Here is an 18551-nt window from a genome sequence, read left to right on the forward strand (position 1 = left end):
GCGCCAGCTGTTATTCGTCTTTCTGCACGAGATTGCCGTCAGCGTCATAGACCAGGTACTCGTCATCGTTATTCGGATCCCTTACGTAGTAACGGGCCTCATTGCCGTTATCCGGCACCTTCATGCTGGTGTAGGACCCCAGTGCCTTGATCACCTTGTTGTCCTGACTGATCAAGACCAGCCCGGAACCACCACCGGCCCGGATGGCCGCGGCGTAACGGGTCTGAAACGCGTTGATCTGGCTGTAATCCAGCGGCACCCGCAGCCTGCCCGCCAGGTCGATGGCACCGTAGCTACCATCCCGGGCGACCACCGCCATGCCGTTGGAAAACGGTGTCACTTCGTCATACGGCAACTTGATGGGTAGCCGCGCGCCCTGGCGATCGATAAACGCGAATTTCCGGCTTTTAGTGTCCTGCACCAGCAGCGGTTGCTGACCCACAAACCGGCCTATCACGTTGTCACCCTGAAGGTTGATCCGTTTACCTTCCAGGTCGAAAACGTCCTGATGACGCCGATCGGGGGCACTGGCGTAGAGCAAACCCTCGCTGTGCTCGATGCCCGAGAATTGCGTCGGCAGGATCTGCTTGCCATCCAGGGTATAGGCACCGTACAGGCCCTCCGTGACATCGGTTCGCTTGCCGAGACGGGCGATGAACAGGTTGTCGGTCACGGTGGGGTTGACGAATTTCATCGGCAACACGAAACGGTGACTCCTGGCATCGTAAAGCCCATATGGGCCGTTGGTTTCACGCTCCACCAACAGCAGGCCATTGCTCAATACCTCGACGATGTGCTCGAACGGCAACTCCACGAGCTTGTTGCTACCGGCGGGGAAATAGGCGAGCTGGCTGCGCAACGCCTGCCACTGCGAGTCCGGGTCGCTGGACTTCTCCGGGGAAAACAACGTGTAGGTATCGGCCATCTGGCTATCTTGCACCTGCACCCAACGGGGCTTGATCAACCACTGGCCGGCCTGGTCGATGAAGCCGTAGCGCTCGGCGTTCCGGTCCAGGGCGATGTACCGCGCTTGGGCTGCAAGGACGTTGTCGACCTGGGTGAACGCCACGGTGTTGTCTTCCATCGGATCGAGCACATGGATGACGATACGTTGCGGGGCCGCCTCGAATTGATAATCGACCTCGGTGTTTTTCAACGGTCCCACCTGTGCGGCCAGCGCCTCGGTCAAGCGCTGCAACTGCTGTTGCACCGCCTGACCGGTCTTGAGCTGCTTGAGATCGTCCTTGGTCTGCAGCAACGCCTTGTAATAGTCATGCAACGCCGCGATATCGCCATCGGAGGGGAACGCCCGAGCGTTGTTACCGTTGCTGTAGAGCGCCCTGCCCGCATCATCCAGCCCCTGCACCACGAAGGTCGACGATTTCGGCGTACTCAAGCGCACGGAGGCGCTGCCATCACCCAGGGCGGTGAGCTGGAAGGACTGGCCGTCGTCCAGGGTCACTTTCGGGTGATCCTTGTCCAGCACCACTTTCTTGAACGCCGGGTAGCTGCGGTACGCGACTGTCAGGCCGAGACTCGCCAGCGGTTTGTTCACCGACAGTGCAAAGGCGTCATGGGACGAGATCGTGTCGTCGGACTCTACCTCAGGCGACCCCTTGAGCTCGGCGAAGGTTTTTTCGCTGCCATCGCGAAAACGCAGGCGCTGCGGCAGGTATTGCTCGGCCGCCGGCTCATCCGGCGTGGCGGCACGCTTCCAGAGCGGATCAAGGCTGCTGGTATCGAGCCGCACCTCAGAACCCTCGGCGAACAGCCGCTGGGTAAAACGCAGGCCCTGGATCGACGCCAGTTCAGCTTTCAGTTGCGCACTTGTGAACGGCACAAACAGCGGCTCGTATTGCAGCGGCTGCTCATCGGCAGGCTCGTTCGTCTCGACGGTCAGGCTCAGTTGCACATCACTGACCAACTCCAAGGACCTGAGGCTTTCACCGGCGTCCTGAATCAAGTAGTTGAGGCGTTTCTCCACCTCGGGCGGTGCCAGCGTGCCGATGTCTTCCATGCCCCCTTCGTTCAGTTGCTCGGCGGCGAAACCTTCATCGGCCGGCGCGCCGCTGTGGCGAAACAGGTAATAGGACGTAAAGCCCACCACCAACAAGGTCACACTCAGTATCGACAGCAATCTCAAGCGAGGCTGGGTAAAGTTCATGGTGGCTTCGGTAGTCACAGGGCAGGGAAAGGCAGGCAGCTAACCACACGGCCTTACGCGCTGCAAATCGGCTGGAGGGGTCGGTTCTGATGAGGATCTGTCTGGATCGTCGCCCCTGTGGGACTGAAGCGAACCACCGTCGGTCGTGCCTCTGACACGTCGCCCTTGACGATCGATTGGGTTCTGGTGTTTCCTGAAACCGGTTTCAGAGCCACTAATAAATCCAATAAGCAGGTTTCAATCCGTGAATTCTTTCTCCGCCGCCCAGCGCAACCGCGTGACCATGCTCGACGTCGCCGAACGCGCCGGGGTCTCCAAGGCCAGTGTCTCGCGTTTCATCGGCGAGGACCGCGCCCTGCTCTCCGAGGCCATCGCCCGGCGTATCGAGCAGGCCATCAGTGAGCTGGGATACCGGCCGAACCAGATGGCCCGCGGCCTCAAGCGCGGGCGCACACGCCTGATCGGCATGCTGGTGGCCGATATCCGCAACCCTTATTCGATTGCCGTGATGCATGGCGTGGAAACCGCCTGTCGTCGCCACGGCTACAGCTTGGTGGTGTGCAACACCGACCGCGATGACGAGCAGGAACGCCAGCACCTGGCACTGCTGCGCGCCTACAACATCGAAGGGCTGATCGTGAACACCTTGGGTCACCACCGTGACGAACTGTTCGAACTGCGCAGCGAAATGCCTCTGGTGCTGGTGGATCGCAAGGTCGATCAGCTCGACAGCGACCTGGTCGGGCTGGACAACCCGGCGGCCGTCGAAATGGCCCTTGATCACCTCGAACAACGGGGCTACCGCGACCTATTGCTGGTGACCGAACCGTTCGATGGCACCAGTTCGCGAATCGAGCGGGTCGGGAGTTTCAACGCCGGCATCCAACGACGCCCTGCCCTGGCCGGCGCCGTGGTGGAAACCTGTGATCAGTTGACCACGCGCATCAAGACCTTTCTTGCCCAGCCTGGCCATGGCCCCAAGGCGTTGTTCTGCGCCAATGGCATCGCCGCCCTGGCCGCCACGACGGTATTGCGCGAGCTGGGTTGTCACTTGTTCGACGACGTGGGCCTGATCGCCCTCGATGACCTGGATTGGTACCCCCTGGTGGGCAGCGGCATAACAGCCCTGGCCCAACCGACAGCGCAGATCGGCGCCAGCGCGTTCGAGTGCCTGCTCAAGCGCTTGCGCGGTGACAACGGGCCGGTGCGGACCCTGGATTTTGCGGCGCGGTTGATTGAGCGTGGGTCGACGCTTGGGAATGGTCGGTGATGGTGAGGGACCTATCGCGAGCAAGCTCGCTCCCACAGGGATCTTCAGTGCGCCACAGATCCAGTGTGGGAGCGAGCTTGCTCGCGATGAGGCACTGAAGCGCACCACCCTTTTTTTGAACAAAACTGAAACCGGTTTCAGAGGTATAACAACAATGCACAATCCACCCGTCTCCATCAGTCTTTCCAGCTACGGCGCCGACCTGGTGCGGCAGCATGGCCAAGGCCGTTTCATCGACCTGTTGGCCGCTGCCGGTGCCTCACGCATCGAATGGCGCGAAGAATTGCTCACCACCGAACAGCCCACTGAATTGGCCGCCGCTGCCCGGGCCCAGGGGCTGCAAAGTATCTTCTCGTCACCACTGGAACTGTGGCTCGCCGGCCAGTCCAGGCCCAACCCCGCCCTGGCGCTGGCCTTGCAACGCGGCGAGGCGTTCGGTTCGACTTGGCTGAAAGTCTCCCTCGGTCATTTCACCGACTCCAATGACCTGTCGGCACTGGCCCAGGTGCTCGCCGCGAGCCCGGTGCAGTTGCTGGTGGAAAACGACCAGACCTTGCAGGGCGGACGGATAGAACCGTTGCAACGGTTCTTCACGGCCGTGGAGCACCAAGCGCTGACCGTCGCCATGACCTTCGACATTGGCAACTGGCAATGGCAGGACCAATCGGCCGCCGTGGCCGCCCGACAGCTCGGACGGCATGTGGCGTATGTGCACTGCAAGGCCGTGGCCCGGCGCGCCGACGGCAAACTCGTCGCCGTGCCTCCGGGCATGACCGACCTGCACCTGTGGGAACAACTGCTCAAGCACATGCCCCCTGGCGTGATGCGAGCCGCCGAATACCCGCTGCAAGGCGATGACCTGCTGCAATTAACCGCTAGCCATGTCGCCACCCTGTCCCGCCTCGGGCAATCACGCCGGGAGCCTGTCCATGTCTGAATTCGATGTGCTGTCGTTCGGCGAAACCATGGCGATGCTGGTAGCGGATCAGCACGGTGACCTGGCCAGCGTCGACCAGTTTCACAAACGCATCGCCGGAGCCGACAGTAACGTGGCCATTGGGCTTTCGCGGCTGGGCTTCAAGGTGGCGTGGCTGAGCCGGGTCGGCGCCGATTCACTGGGGCGCTTCGTGACACAGACGCTGGAAAACGAAGGCCTGGATTGTCGTCACGTGGCGGTCGACCCGGAGCACCCCACCGGCTTTCAGTTCAAATCTCGTACCGTCGATGGCAGCGACCCGCAAGTCGAGTATTTCCGGCGCGGCTCGGCGGCCAGTCATTTGTCGATCGACTCCATCGCCCCAGCGTTGCTTGAAGCGCGTCACTTGCACGCCACTGGCATCGTCCCGGCGCTGTCGGTCACGGCCCGCGAAATGTCCTTTGAATTGATGAGCCGCGTGCGCGAGGCCGGCCGCAGCCTGTCGTTCGACCCGAACCTGAGGCCGAGCCTATGGCGCAGCGAGGCGATGATGATCACCGAAATCAATCGCCTCGCCGCCCTCGCCCACTGGGTCTTGCCGGGGCTTGGCGAAGGCCGGCTGCTGACTGGTTTCGACGATCCGGCTGACATCGCCGCGTTCTACTTGGACCAAGGCGCCGAAATCGTCGTGATCAAGCTCGGCGCGGACGGCGCCTATTACCGCACGCCGCAGGACGAAGGCGTCATCGCCGGCGTGCCGGTGGCCCAGGTGGTGGACACCGTGGGCGCCGGGGATGGCTTCGCCGTCGGCCTGATCAGCGCATTGCTCGAAGGCCGCGCCATCCCCGAGGCCGTGCAGCGCGCCAACTGGATTGGCAGCCGCGCGGTGCAGAGCCGTGGGGATATGGAAGGGTTGCCGACGCGCCTTGAGTTATTGGCTGAATTTGAAACCGTCGATCGCGAGCAAGCTCGCTCCCACATAGGGTCGAGTTAACCCCTGTGGGAGCGAGCTTGCTCGCGATTGAAGCCACCACAAACGCACCTGCTGCAACAAAAACAACAAGCTCAGGAGTCAACGACATGCAAACGCTCAACCTCGCCACCCGCCGCTGGTGGTACATCATGCCCATCGTCTTCATCACCTACAGCCTGGCCTACCTCGACCGTGCCAACTATGGCTTTGCCGCCGCCTCGGGCATGGCCGAAGACCTGATGATCACCCCAGGACTCTCGTCGCTGCTGGGCGCACTGTTTTTCCTCGGCTACTTTTTCTTTCAGGTCCCGGGGGCGATCTACGCGCAAAAGCACAGCGTGAAGAAGCTGATCTTCGTCAGCCTGATCCTCTGGGGTTCTCTGGCCACCCTGACAGGCGTGGTCTCCAACGCTTACTGGCTGATCGTGATCCGCTTCATGCTCGGGGTAGTCGAGGCCGCCGTCATGCCGGCGATGCTGGTGTACCTGTGCCACTGGTTCACCCGGGCCGAACGCTCGCGCGCCAATACCTTCCTGATCCTCGGCAACCCGGTGACCATGCTGTGGATGTCCGTGGTCTCGGGTTACCTGGTGCAGCAATTCGACTGGCGCTGGATGTTCATCATCGAAGGCCTGCCGGCGGTGCTCTGGGCCTTTATCTGGTGGCGCCTGGCCGATGATCGTCCGGCCCAGGCCAAGTGGCTCAGCGACCAGGAAAAACACGACCTGGAAAGTGCCTTGGCGGCCGAACAGGTCGGCATCAAGGCGGTGAAGAACTACGCCGAAGCCTTCCGTTCACCCAAGGTGATCATCCTGGCGTTGCAGTTTTTCTGCTGGAGCATCGGCGTCTACGGGTTTGTGCTGTGGTTGCCGTCGATCCTCAAGGCCGGCTTGCAGATGAACATGGTCGAGGCCGGGTGGCTGTCGTCCTTGCCGTACCTGGCGGCGGTGATCGGCATGCTGGTGGTGTCCTGGGCGTCGGACAAGGCGCAGAAGCGCAAGCGTTTTGTCTGGCCGCCGCTGCTGATCGCCTCCATCGCGTTCTACGCCTCTTACCTGCTGGGGGCCGAGCACTTCTGGTGGTCCTATGGTTTGCTGGTGGTCGCCGGCGCTTGCATGTACGCGCCCTACGGTCCGTTCTTCGCCATCGTTCCGGAAATCCTCCCGGCCAACGTCGCTGGCGGCGCCATGGCCTTGATCAACAGCATGGGCGCGCTGGGGTCGTTCGGCGGCTCGTACCTGGTGGGCTACCTCAACGGCACCACCGGCTCCCCTGGCATGTCCTTCCTGTTGATGAGCGGCGCGTTGCTGCTCTCGGTGGTGCTGACCCTCGCCCTCAAGCCCGGCGCCAGCGACCGGGACGTCTCCAACCCCGCGACGCCACACCCGGCGCCCGCCCGTTCCTGAATCGAGACCCATCCCATGAAAAAGCACGTGGTGTTGTACAAAACGCTGTCACCTCAATTGATGGCTCGCCTGCAAGCCCAGGCCCAAGTCACGCTCATCGAACGCCTGGATGCCCAGGGCCTGGCGCAACTGCGCGACGCCCTCCCCACCGCCCACGGCCTGCTCGGCGCCAGCCTCAAGCTGGATGCGGCGCTGCTGGACCTGGCGCCGAACCTGCAAGCCATCGCCAGCGTCTCGGTGGGAGTCGATAACTACGACATCGACTACCTGACCGAACGCCGGATCCTGCTCAGCAACACCCCGGACGTGCTGACCGAAACCACCGCCGACACTGGGTTCGCCCTGATCCTGGCAACCGCCCGGCGCGTGGTGGAACTGGCCAATCTGATCCGCGAAGGCGGCTGGCAACAGAGCATCGGCCCCCGGCATTTCGGCACCGACGTCCATGGCAAGACCTTGGGTATCATCGGCATGGGGCGCATCGGCGAAGCCTTGGCCCAACGCGGGCACTTCGGCTTCGGCATGCCAGTGCTCTACCACAGCCATTCGCCCAAGCCTGCGGTCGAGCAGCGTTTCAACGCCCGTTATTGCAGCCTCGAAACGCTGTTGCGGCAGGCGGACTTTATCTGCCTGACCCTGCCCTTGACCGCTGAGACTCAAGGGCTGATCGGTGCCCAAGCGTTCGCGCAGATGCGTCCCGAGAGCATCTTCATCAACATCTCCCGAGGCAAGGTGGTGGATGAAACGGCGCTGATCGAGGCCCTGCGCAACAAACAGATCCGTGGCGCGGGGCTGGATGTATTCGAGCGCGAACCCTTGAATGCCGATTCGCCGCTATTGCAGATGGACAACGTGGTCGCGACGCCGCACATGGGCTCGGCCACCCACGAGACCCGGGAAGCGATGGCGCGCTGTGCGGTGGACAACCTGTTGGCGGCATTGGCGGGGGAGCGGCCGGTGAATCTGGTGAATGCGGGGGCGTGGAAAGGCTGACCTATTGCCGCCTTCGAATATGCCATCGCGAGCAGGGTCGCGATGGCAACTGTGTTCATCTAGATGTGCACGCAACACAACCTTTCCGGGCAGATTATCCTTTTGATCCTTGCTTAAAATAATATAAACATCCCAAACGGAGAGAACAGTAGAGAGAGACCACACTTTCAACAAAGCAGCTACATTCCTACACCCCCCTCCTACTCAATGACAAGAACGAACCTACGTCAGCCTCGGAAGTCGCGCAATAGCCTTTCACTTCACCCCAATGCTATTAATTAATCACTTGCGAACAATCGCAAGTTGGGCGCTCGCGTCGCGACGCCCATTAACTACATTGGAGTACATCGACATGGGTAGGAAACGCTCTGAAATAAATCATACCTTTTTTGGCCTGCCGCAAGCATTAGGCCTTTCTAAAGACCTCCTCGCAACGGAAGCCGATTTTTTCGCATCGCTGACCAACTAAGCCAGTGACCGATTAATTATCGGCAAACAGATGCCGAAAGGTTCTTCTTTCGGCATCCTTCAATGGAGATCCATATGTCAGAACGAGAACTATCACCCACCGAAGCGCTATTCAATATCATGTCCACGCTCCATACACTGGGTCTCAGTGCAGTAACACGGTATACGACACCATCCAAGCTAGTAGCGACGGCAGAACTGTTTGATGGCAACGATAACTTCGTTGAATCGGGGGCTGGCAAAGGACCAGACTCACTAATAGGTGCACTGGCAGAAAGCATTGAACACTTCAGCACGTTTCAGCCTCTTGCTGATGCTCCCATACTATATAGCACCGACAATATAGCGACTCAAAAAGCAGTTACAGAAGATGGGATTTTTACCAGCCTGCCTCACACCGAAAAATTAATCGAGTGCTTTAGGCTTACCTCGCTCAACAATAATGAAGATCTATTCGCGCCGTGCGTCCTTCTATGCCCTAAAACGACGCAAAACATCCACGAAGATTCGCATTCCGCACTGCGCTTTCTATCTCGCTACTCATCAAATTCAGGAATTGCTTTTGGTTGCACAGAGAACGAAGCACTATTACATGGTGCCCACGAAACAATCGAGAGGCATATCCTGTCTCTTTTCTACATGGCTGTCTGTGGCCTTGGTCCGACAATGGAGCTATACACACCTTCTACCGACTTGCTTCAAACAGCGCTCAGGAGCCACCCCGTTGCATTGGCGTCAGCGAACAGCCTGCAAGTGATCGTTATCAAGGACGTGCTGTCAGTTTATTTTGCAGTAGCATTTCCCAAAGCGGGCCCTGGAGTGCACCATCTTTCACCCATTGGCTCCGGATGCTCGCTTGAAATCCATACTGCAATCCAAAGAGCAGTTACTGAACAGTTCCAGTCCGAAGACTTATATGATGCCGTTGAAGAATCTATAGATAGCCAAACCTTTGATCTACTATCTAAATCAAGGCACCTGAAACACCTGATTGACTTCGCACCCGTCACAAGAGCGACACTCCCTATAATTGACACCCCTGCACACATCGACTCTTTGACAGTTTCCGCACAACTAGAAGCACTGCAAAAAAACTTATCAAACAAAGGAATGAAAATATTTCGCCGAACGGTAGCCCGTTTTTCAGACAACAGCATCGTCACTCAAATTTATATTCCAGGACTTGAGCGCTTTAACATCATTAGAAACGGTCGCCTAGTGGTACCTCAGTACGTGTTACGCGGTTGAACCATCGAACACGAAGCAACCAGGAGCGAGTACATGCACAGCATCCGGACAATGATAAAAAACGCCTATAAAAAATACACCAAACTTCTAGCGATGACTATAGCCACAATCATCGCACTCAAATTCATCACACTTGCCCCTCCACTGTTACTCGGAACCATCATCGACACCCTGCAAGGCAGCAGAAACCCAGCATCCAGCACCCTGCTCGCACTGACGACAGGCCTGATTGTCGCGGGATGCATTCATGCCATCATCACTCCGCTGCAAATCCATGCGCTGTCCAAGCTGGTACAGAGCATTATCATGAACGCTTCCATTGAGTGGATCACCGAACTCATAGGCAAAGAGTTTGCGTCATTCAACTCTTGGAGAATCGGCCGTTTCATCAAATCGGTCGAGCGCGGAATTACTGCGCACGAGCAACTACTCACTTTCATTGTAACCATTGCACTTCCCGTATTCTTGGAATTCGTAGTTGTTGGAACTGCTTTCATTTACATCGGGGGCGGTGAGATTTTTTTGAGCATGACGGCGTTCGGAATTATTTATCTGGCAGCCACCCATAAAATTATCAGATGGCGGAGAAAGCACATCGATGCAGTCAATGAACAGGAAGATGAATTAAGTGCCCATCTCTACAACACCCTCAACGCGGGAAAAATCATAAAACTGGAAAGTGCCATACCTACTGCGCTGCACCCGTTGAACGCGGCGTTCGAGCGTTATGCCAACGCTGCGGTAACCACGGCATCATCTGGCGGCCTGCTAAGCACCGCCAAGATACTGTTCGTAAGCCTTTCCACCGGGGGATTGCTCTACTGGGGCGTCGTGGACCAACTTTCGAGTCATCCCAGTATCAGTGTCGGGCAGCTGGTTGCCATTTTTTCAATCGCGGGGAATTATCTGCTCAGTATTTCAACCTTGACTGAAGGGTATCGTGTTCTTGATCAGTTCCTTGCAGACCAGCGTCAATTTCAAGGCCTGCTATCACTTCCGGATTTCGATCGCAGCAATCGGCTGGCCTGGGTTGATTTCCAGCGGCCCTCAGTTCTGGAACTCGGCCCCTGCGAAGTGGCAGGAACGGGACCGCTTCGCCTGTCGATCAAGCGTTCCCTGGCATTTGCTCAAGGGCAGTCAGTGGCCGTTACGGGCCCTAGCGGCGCAGGCAAGACCACTTTTCTGGAAGTCCTCGCCGGGCTTGATGCATCAAAGCGAGACCAACTGAGTATCGACTCGGTACCGGTCTCACTTTTGTCCGGTCAAGCTCACTTGGACGCCTTGAGATACTGCCCCCAACAACCGCGGTTTCTGGAAGGCTCTTTTGAACAATCGGTTCTGTTCGGAGGCAGCGCATCGCCGATTTTGTCTAGAGCCATACGGCAATTGGAACTGGATGAGATCGTGACAACACGGCAGATCAGCGAAAATGCATCGAATATCTCCGGAGGCGAAGCCAAACGCCTATCACTGCTGCGCCTGATCAACAAGCCCGGAAAATTCAATTTGTTCGACGAGCCAAGCGCATCCATCGAACCTAGGCTGACCACGCCTCTTTGGGACCTGTTATTCGACGTTTTTGCCGGGCAGGGGTTGATATGTGTCACCCATGACGTTGACCACCTATATCGGTTTGACCGGGTCATTGTGATGCATGACGGGGCAATCGTGGAGGATGGTCCGTGGCGGGATCTAATCGACAGGCCAGCAATCAGGCTGCTGGTGGATGAGATTCGGATGCAAAACTAGCGGAAAGCGGAAATATGAGGTGCCGGATCTACTAAGGTAATCGCGAGCAAGCTCCACACTGATCTCGGGTGTTCATGGCTTCGGTGTTCACCGCCAACCCCTGTGGGAGCTGAGCTTGCTCGCGATGGCGGTGGCTCAGGCTGCATTGAAGTCGAATGTCCCGCCGTCATCGCGAGCAAGCTCGGCTCCCACACTGATCTCGGGTGCTAATCGAATCGGTGTTCACCACAGGTCTCTGTGGGAGCGGGCTTGCTCGCGAAGGCTTCGTGTCAGGCAACCTTCTCATCGGCTGACACACCGCCTTCGCGAGCAAGCCCGCTCCCACACCAGATCCAAACCGATCACAAATCCGCACACCAGACAAAATCCCGTTAGTCGCCAACCCCCGCCATGCATTAAAGTAACGCCCCCAGCCCCGGCGTTATCCGAACGCCTGGGGCCACCCTTTCCAGGAACAGTCACCGATGGAACATCGTGAAGCGCTGCTTGCGCTGCGAACCTTTCTTTCAACGCAGATTCTCGGCCAGGAAAAACTCATCGAGCGCCTGCTCATCGCCCTGCTCGCCGACGGTCATATGCTGGTGGAAGGCGCGCCTGGGCTGGCCAAGACCAAGGCCATCAAAGAGCTGGCCGAGGGCATCGAAGCGCAGTTCCATCGCATCCAGTTCACCCCCGACCTGCTGCCCGCCGACATCACCGGCACGGAAATCTACCGCCCGGAAACCGGTAGCTTCGTGTTCCAGCAAGGGCCGATTTTCCACAACCTGGTGTTGGCGGACGAAATCAACCGCGCCCCGGCCAAGGTCCAGTCGGCCCTGCTCGAAGCCATGGCCGAGCGTCAGGTCAGTGTCGGGCGCAGCACCTATGAACTGTCGCCGCTGTTCCTGGTGATGGCCACGCAGAACCCGATCGAGCAGGAAGGCACCTACCCGCTGCCCGAAGCCCAGCTCGACCGGTTCCTGATGCACGTCAAGATTGGCTTTCCCGATGCTGCCGTGGAACGCCGCATCCTCCAGCAGGCCCGGGGTGAAGCACTGAACGGCGAAACCAAGCCCGAACGCCGCGTGAGCCAGCAGGCGATCTTCTCCGCCCGCAAGGAAATCCTCGGGTTGTACATGGCCGACGCCGTGGAGGAATACCTGGTGCAACTGATCATGGCCACTCGCAACCCGGCCAAGTTCGATCCGGAAATGGCCGAGTGGATCGCCTACGGCGCCAGTCCGCGGGGTTCCATCGCCCTGGACCGCTGCGCCCGTGCCCATGCCTGGCTGGCCGGACGCGACTTTGTCAGCCCGGAAGATATCCAGGCCGTGCTGTTCGACGTGCTGCGCCATCGCATCATCCTGTCGTTCGAAGCCGAGGCCGCCGGCATCGACCAGGATCGGGTCGTGCAGCGGATTCTCGACGTCGTCGCTGTCGCTTGAGCATGCGTCATGAATAACCCCCTGGCGCCCGCACCGGGCATCCGCGTCAGCCTTTCGGAGCTGATCGAGATGCGCCATCGCGTGCGCGAGGTGCAACTGTTCTCGACACCGGGCCAGCGCAGCCCGCTGATCGGCTTGCATCACTCCAAGCTGCGCGGGCGCGGGGTGGATTTCGACCAGGTGCGGGTCTATCAGGCCGGCGACGACGTACGCACCATTGACTGGCGCGTCACCGCCCGGACCCAGGAGCCCCACACCAAGCTGTTCCACGAAGAGCGGGAGCGGCCGATCTTCATCATGATCGAGCAAAGCCATCGGTTGTTCTTCGGCTCGGGGCTGATGTTCAAATCGGTACTCGCCGCCCAGGCCGCCAGCCTGATCGGCTGGGCCGCGCTGGGGCATAACGACCGGGTCGGCGGCCTGGTGTTCGGCAACAACACCCATTACGAGGTCAAGCCGCGACGCAGCAAACAGAGCCTGTTGCAATTGCTCAACCGGCTGGTGCGGGTCAACCAGTCACTGCACACCGAGGGCGAGCCGGACCGCGACTCGTTCGGCATCGCCCTGCGCCGGGCCCGGGAAGTGCTGCGGCCCGGCAGCCTGGTGATCGTGATTTGCGACGAACGTGCCCTGTCCAACAGCGCCGAGCAGCAACTGAGCCTGCTGTCACGCCATTGCGACTTGTTGCTGCTGCCGCTGTCCGACCCGCTGGATCACGCCTTGCCCGCCGCCGGCTTGCTGCGTTTCGCCCAGCGCGACGCCCAACTGGAGCTCGACACCCTGAATTTCGAACTGCGCCAGGCCTATCGCGCCCAGGCCGAGGCCCGCCAGGCGCGTTGGGAACTGCTGGCGCAGAAGCTGCGAATCCTGATGATGCCCCTGAGCACCCAGGGCGACATGGTCGAGCAGTTGCGTGAATACCTGAACCCCAAGCGGGCCGGGAAAAGCCGATGAGCAGTCTCGATCAATTGCAGCCGCTGATGGCGCCACCGCCCATTGGCTTCTGGCCGCCCGCGCCGGGCTGGTGGTTGCTGCTGGTGATGTTGCCCTTGCTCGGCCTGGGGCTGTGGCAATTGCGCCGGTTCATTCCCGCCAAGCGCATCACCGACCGCAGCGAGCAACCCCTGGACCCGGTGCGCCTGGCCGCCCTGGCCGAACTCGCCCGGCTGCCCAAGCCCTACGACGGCGCCCCGGCCGGTGCCTGGTTGCAGCAACTTAACGGGCTGCTCAAGCGCCTGTGTCGCAACCACTACCCCTACAGCCAGAGCCACACCCTCAACGGGCGCAAATGGCTGGCCTTCCTGGATAACCGTTGCCCGGCCGCCGGCCTGACACGCTGGATGGTACTGGTGGAAGGCGCCTACAAGCCCGAATGCAAGCTCGATGACAAAGCCATCGCCGGCCTGACCCAGGCGGTGGAAATCTGGATCCGCAAACATGTTTGAATTCGCCTGGCCGTGGGTGTTCGCCCTGTTGCCGCTGCCCTGGCTGATGCGCCTGGTGCTGCCGGCGGCCGACAGCGGTGAGCCGGCGCTCAAGGTCAGTTTCCTCGACGACCTGGAAGGCCTGGTGGGCCGTCGGGCCCGGGCCAATCTGCCGACCTGGCGACAACAAGCGCCCTTTATCCTGCTCTGGCTGCTGTTGCTGATCGCCGCCGCCCGGCCGCAGTGGCTGGGAGAACCGCTGCCCATTGCCGCCAGCGGTCGCGACCTGCTGGTGGCGGTGGACGTCTCGGGCTCCATGGACTTTCCCGACATGCAGTGGAAGGACGAAGAGGTCAGCCGCCTCGCGCTGGTCCAGCACATGCTCGGGGATTTTCTCGAAGGCCGCGAAGGTGACCGGGTCGGCCTGATCCTGTTCGGCAGCCAGGCCTATTTGCAGGCACCGCTGACCTTCGACCGCCGCACCGTACGTCGTTGGCTCGACGAGGCGCGCATCGGCATCGCCGGCAAGAACACCGCCATCGGCGATGCCATCGGCCTGGCCCTCAAGCGCCTGCGCCAACGTCCGGCCCACAGTCGTGTGTTGATCCTGGTCACTGATGGTGCCAACAACGGCGGCGAAATCGATCCATTGACCGCCGCGCAACTGGCCGCCGATGAGGGCGTGAAAATCTACCCGATCGGCATCGGTGCCGACCCGGAGCAAAGCGGCACCGCAGGCTTCCTCGGCGTCAACCCGAGCCTGGACCTCGACGAACCGACCCTCAAGGACATTGCCCAGGTCACGGGCGGTCGCTATTTTCGGGCCCAGGATGGTGAGCAATTGCTGGCGATCAAGACCACCCTCGACCAGCTCGAACCGGTGACCCAGCAACCGACCCAGGCGCGCCCTGCCCTGGCGCTGTATCACTGGCCCCTGGCCGTTGCGCTGCTGTTGAGCATGTTGCTGGTGGCCCGGGCGCGCTGGCCGGACAATCCGCTGCAACGCCTGCTCAACCAAGCACTGTTCCGGCCGGCCCAACACACCGAGTGGCGCCAGCGGCTCAAGCGCCTGCGCTTGCGGAGGCGTCGATGATCGCCCTCTGGCCACACTGGCTACGCCCCTGGTTCGTGTTGCTGCTGCCGTTGCTGGGCTGGTTGCTCTGGCAACTGTGGCATCGGCAGAAACGCGTGGGACGCTGGCAGATGATCCTGCCGCCGGCCTTTCATGCCGTACTGCTCAGTGGTGGCAGTGGCCGGGAAAGCCGGCTGCCGTGGATTGCCCTGGGCCTGGGCTGGCTGTTGATCGTGCTGGCGTTGCTGGGGCCGAGCTGGGCGCGGGTCGAACAGACCAGCCAGAAACCCGCCGATCCGCTGGTGGTGATACTGGAACTGACCCCGGAAATGCTCGCCACCGATGTCCCGCCCACGCGCTTGGAACAGGCCCGGCGCAAGGTGCTGGACCTGTTGCAGAACCGCAGCGATGCCCAGACCGCGATCATCGTCTATGCCGGCAGCGCCCACACGCTGGTGCCGCTGTCCGACGACCTGGCCACCAGCACCAACCTGCTCGAAGCCCTCGCGCCATCGATCATGCCCCAAAGCGGTCATCGCGCCGATCTGGCCGTTCATAAAGCCATGGCCCTGCTGGATCAAGGTGAACTCGGTCACGGTCGGATCCTGCTGATCGGTTCGTCGTTGAACGAACAGGAACGTCAAGGCATCCGCCAGGTCCTGGACGGTTCCACCACACAATGGCTGATGCTGGGCATCGGTACCCGCGAAGGCGCACCGGTGGCCCAGGCCGATGGCAGTTACCTCAAGGATGCCCAAGGCTCGATCCTGGTGCCGCGCCTGGACAACCCGGGCCTCAAGGCCTTCGCCAACGAACTGGACGGCCGCTACCGACCGGCGCGGCTGGACGACAGCGACCTGCGCGGCCTGGGCCTGCTGGACGGTCCTCGTCACCTGCGCAGTGACGGCCAGACGTTGCGCCTGGACACCTGGGCCGACCAGGGTTATTGGCTGCTCCTGCCGTTGTTGCTGTTGGCCGCCTGCGCCGGGCGTCGAGGCTGGCTGTTCTGCCTGCCGCTGCTGTTCGTCTTGCCGCAAACCGGCCATGCCTTCGAATTCCAGGACCTGTGGTTGCGCCCCGACCAACAGGGCCAGCACTTGCTCAAGCAGAAGCGCCCCGCCGAAGCCGCCGTCCACTTCGAAGACAGCCAATGGCAAGGCGTCGCCCTGTACGAAGCCGGCCAATACGGCGAAGCCGCCCAGCGTTTCGCCGAAGGCAACGACGCCCGTGCCCACTACAATCGTGGCAATGCCCTGGCCCGGAGCGGTGAGCTGGAAGCCGCACTCGATGCCTATGAACAAGCCCTGGAATTACAACCCGACCTGCGCCCGGCCCAGACCAACAAGGCCCTGGTACAGAACCTGCTGAAGGAACAGGCACCACCGACGACGCCAGAGCCCAAGCCTGTCGAAAGCGAGGAAGCGGGCCCTGCCGAGCAAACGCCGGATAGCACTTCGACGAGTCAAACTTCCGAAGCGGGTCAACCTTCCACCGAGGCCACCACGACGCCGGACCAATCCCAGCCTCCACGGACGGCACAAGCGCCCACCGCCCAGGATGTGCCGGGCAGCGAGCTGCCTGACGAGCAGACCACCACGCCGCCGCTGCGTCCCGCCGCCGGCCAGCGCAATGAAGAAGAACAACGCCAGGCCATGGAACAATGGCTGCGCCAGATCCCGGACAATCCCGGCGAGCTGCTCAGGCGTAAATTCTGGTATGAACAGCAAAGCCATCAGGCCCAGGGAAAAACCCCATGACCCGCTTCACCTCCTACCTCCTCGTCTTGCTGCTCTGGGCCTCTGGAACCCAGGCTGCACAGCTGACGGCCAGTGTGGACCGCAGCCGCCTGAACTCCGGGGAAACGGTGGAACTGACCCTGGAATCCAATGACGCCACGTTGTTCGGCAAACCCGACCTGGGCCCGCTCCAGGCCTTGTTCGATGTGCGCGGCACCCGCCAGGTCAACCAACTGACCACCCTCGACGGCGAGAACCGCGCCACCACCCGCTGGATCGTCACCCTACTGCCGCGTCGAAGCGGCACCGTGGTCATTCCTCCACTGCAACTGGGCGAGGTGAGCAGCCAGCCCATCACCCTGCAAGTCATCGAAAGCGAAACCCGCAATGCCTCGGGGACCTTGGCGCCTGTGTTCATCGAGGCCAGCCTCGACCAGCGCGACGTGTACGTGCAGGCCCAGGCGATCCTGACCCTGCGCATCTACCATTCGGTGTCGCTGTACGACGACAGTAGCCTGACGCCGCTGCACATCCCCGATGCCCGCACCGAACAACTGGGGGAATCGCGCACCTATGAAAAGGTCATCAACGATGTGCGCCACGGCGTGATCGAACTGCGTTATGGCATCTACCCGCAGCGCAGCGGCGAGTTGACGATCCCGGCCCAGACCTTCAGCGCTACCCTGGTCGAACCGGTGACCCAGGACGCCGCACCTTCAGGTCCCAAGCCCGGCCAATTGATGCGGGTCAGTTCCGAGCTACTGCAACTGAGCGTCAAGCCCAAGCCCGCCAGCTACCCGGCCGACGTGCCTTGGTTGCCGGCACGCAGCCTGTCCTTGAGCGAAAGCTGGAGCCCGGAACCGACCCACAGCCAGGTCGGCGACTCCCTGACCCGCAGCCTGACCCTGGAAGCCGAAGGCCTGGCCAGCGCCCAGTTGCCACCGCTGCCAGCCACCGAGATCAATGGCCTGCGGCGTTATCCGGACCAGCCGGTACTCAGCAGCCGCAGCAGTGAACGCGGGTTGGTGGGCAGTCGCGAAGACCGCGAGGCGCTGGTGCCCAACCGCAGCGGCACCATCGAGCTGCCTCCGGTGGAAGTGGTCTGGTGGAACACTCTGGAGGATCATCTGGATCGCACCAGCCTCCCGGCGCGAACCCTGCAAGTGGCGAACAATCCGAGCCTGATGGTGGATACGCCCGCCGGCACGGCGCAGATCGTCACTGACCGTCGAGAGCGACAGCCTGTGGTATTGGCAATTGAGCAGCCTGATCCTGGCCTGCACCACGCTGCTCGGCTTTGGCCTGTGGTGGCGAGCCCGCTCGCAGCCCGCCGTCCTGCGCGCGACCCAGGCCGGGCCAAGCCCGCGCACCCTGCTGGATGATCTCAAGCGCACCTGCCTGGCCAACGACCCCCACGCCACTCGCCAGGCCCTGGACGCCTGGGCCCGCCAGCAACCGGAGACCCTGGCCGACATGGCGGCGCGCTTCGTGCCGCTGTCCGACGCCTTGGACGGCCTCAACGGCGCGCTCTACAGCGAGACCGGCCAGCATTGGCAGGGTGAAGACCTGTGGCGGGCCATTCGCACCATCCCGCCCACCGAAGGGGCGCTGGATTCGGCGGGTGATTCGGGATTGCCGCCGCTTTATCCTAAATAAACCGCTCTTTTTTGTAGCTTTGTAGCTTTTGAGCTTTTGAGCTTTTGAGCTT

The 18551-nt window shown here is 61.1% G+C and carries 13 protein-coding genes and 1 pseudogene; 13 read left to right on the forward strand and 1 reads right to left on the reverse strand.

Annotated elements, in window-relative coordinates:
* Positions 1–10: 10 nt before the first annotated feature.
* A complete protein-coding gene (locus AB4N80_RS21500; RefSeq protein WP_460078711.1) occupies positions 11–2164 on the reverse strand; it encodes a WG repeat-containing protein in 2154 nt (717 codons plus the stop codon).
* Between the two features lie 244 nt (positions 2165–2408).
* Here AB4N80_RS21500 and AB4N80_RS21505 point away from each other — a divergent pair, with 244 nt between their 5' ends.
* The 13 genes and pseudogenes from AB4N80_RS21505 to AB4N80_RS21565 all read left to right on the forward strand — a co-directional run bounded on the left by AB4N80_RS21505 (position 2409) and on the right by AB4N80_RS21565 (position 18499).
* Positions 2409–3434 carry a LacI family DNA-binding transcriptional regulator gene (locus AB4N80_RS21505; protein ID WP_305492229.1) on the forward strand — a complete coding sequence of 342 codons (1026 nt, stop codon included), beginning with the start codon at positions 2409–2411 and terminating at the stop codon, positions 3432–3434.
* Between the two features lie 154 nt (positions 3435–3588).
* On the forward strand, positions 3589–4371 hold the full coding sequence (locus AB4N80_RS21510; protein WP_122566407.1) for a sugar phosphate isomerase/epimerase family protein: 783 nt from the start codon (positions 3589–3591) through the stop codon (positions 4369–4371).
* On the forward strand, positions 4364–5344 hold the full coding sequence (locus AB4N80_RS21515; protein WP_122566406.1) for a sugar kinase: 981 nt from the start codon (positions 4364–4366) through the stop codon (positions 5342–5344). Before AB4N80_RS21510 ends, AB4N80_RS21515 begins: the two co-directional genes overlap by 8 nt.
* Positions 5345–5430: 86 nt before the next feature.
* A complete protein-coding gene (locus AB4N80_RS21520; RefSeq protein ID WP_122566405.1) occupies positions 5431–6729 on the forward strand; it encodes an MFS transporter in 1299 nt (432 codons plus the stop codon).
* 15 nt (positions 6730–6744) lie between these two features.
* Positions 6745–7722, forward strand: coding sequence for a 2-hydroxyacid dehydrogenase (locus tag AB4N80_RS21525; RefSeq protein ID WP_122566404.1), 978 nt, complete (start codon positions 6745–6747; stop codon positions 7720–7722).
* 543 nt (positions 7723–8265) lie between these two features.
* Positions 8266–9438, forward strand: a complete 1173-nt coding sequence (locus tag AB4N80_RS21530; protein WP_460078717.1) for a YcaO-like family protein — start codon at positions 8266–8268, stop codon at positions 9436–9438.
* A 33-nt stretch (positions 9439–9471) separates the two neighbouring features.
* Positions 9472–11187: an ATP-binding cassette domain-containing protein gene (locus tag AB4N80_RS21535; RefSeq protein ID WP_122566403.1), complete on the forward strand. Its 1716-nt coding sequence runs from the start codon at positions 9472–9474 to the stop codon at positions 11185–11187.
* Between the two features lie 464 nt (positions 11188–11651).
* Positions 11652–12611 carry an AAA family ATPase gene (locus tag AB4N80_RS21540; protein ID WP_039589986.1) on the forward strand — a complete coding sequence of 320 codons (960 nt, stop codon included), beginning with the start codon at positions 11652–11654 and terminating at the stop codon, positions 12609–12611.
* 9 nt (positions 12612–12620) lie between these two features.
* Complete coding sequence (locus tag AB4N80_RS21545) at positions 12621–13565, forward strand: DUF58 domain-containing protein (protein WP_122566401.1); 945 nt, start codon at positions 12621–12623, stop codon at positions 13563–13565.
* The gene (locus AB4N80_RS21550; protein ID WP_122566400.1) at positions 13562–14056 is read left to right on the forward strand and encodes a DUF4381 domain-containing protein; all 495 of its coding nucleotides are present in this window, start codon (positions 13562–13564) and stop codon (positions 14054–14056) included. Before AB4N80_RS21545 ends, AB4N80_RS21550 begins: the two co-directional genes overlap by 4 nt.
* Entirely contained in the window at positions 14049–15128 is a 1080-nt protein-coding gene (locus tag AB4N80_RS21555) for a vWA domain-containing protein (RefSeq protein ID WP_122566399.1), read from the forward strand. Before AB4N80_RS21550 ends, AB4N80_RS21555 begins: the two co-directional genes overlap by 8 nt.
* Positions 15125–16864 carry a tetratricopeptide repeat protein gene (locus tag AB4N80_RS21560; RefSeq protein ID WP_122566398.1) on the forward strand — a complete coding sequence of 580 codons (1740 nt, stop codon included), beginning with the start codon at positions 15125–15127 and terminating at the stop codon, positions 16862–16864. Before AB4N80_RS21555 ends, AB4N80_RS21560 begins: the two co-directional genes overlap by 4 nt.
* Positions 16861–18499 (forward strand): annotated as a pseudogene (locus AB4N80_RS21565) (BatD family protein). The gene AB4N80_RS21560 and the pseudogene AB4N80_RS21565 overlap by 4 nt, the downstream one beginning before the upstream one ends.
* Positions 18500–18551 lie beyond the last annotated feature (52 nt).

Source organism: Pseudomonas sp. H3_A02 (genome assembly GCF_054671965.1).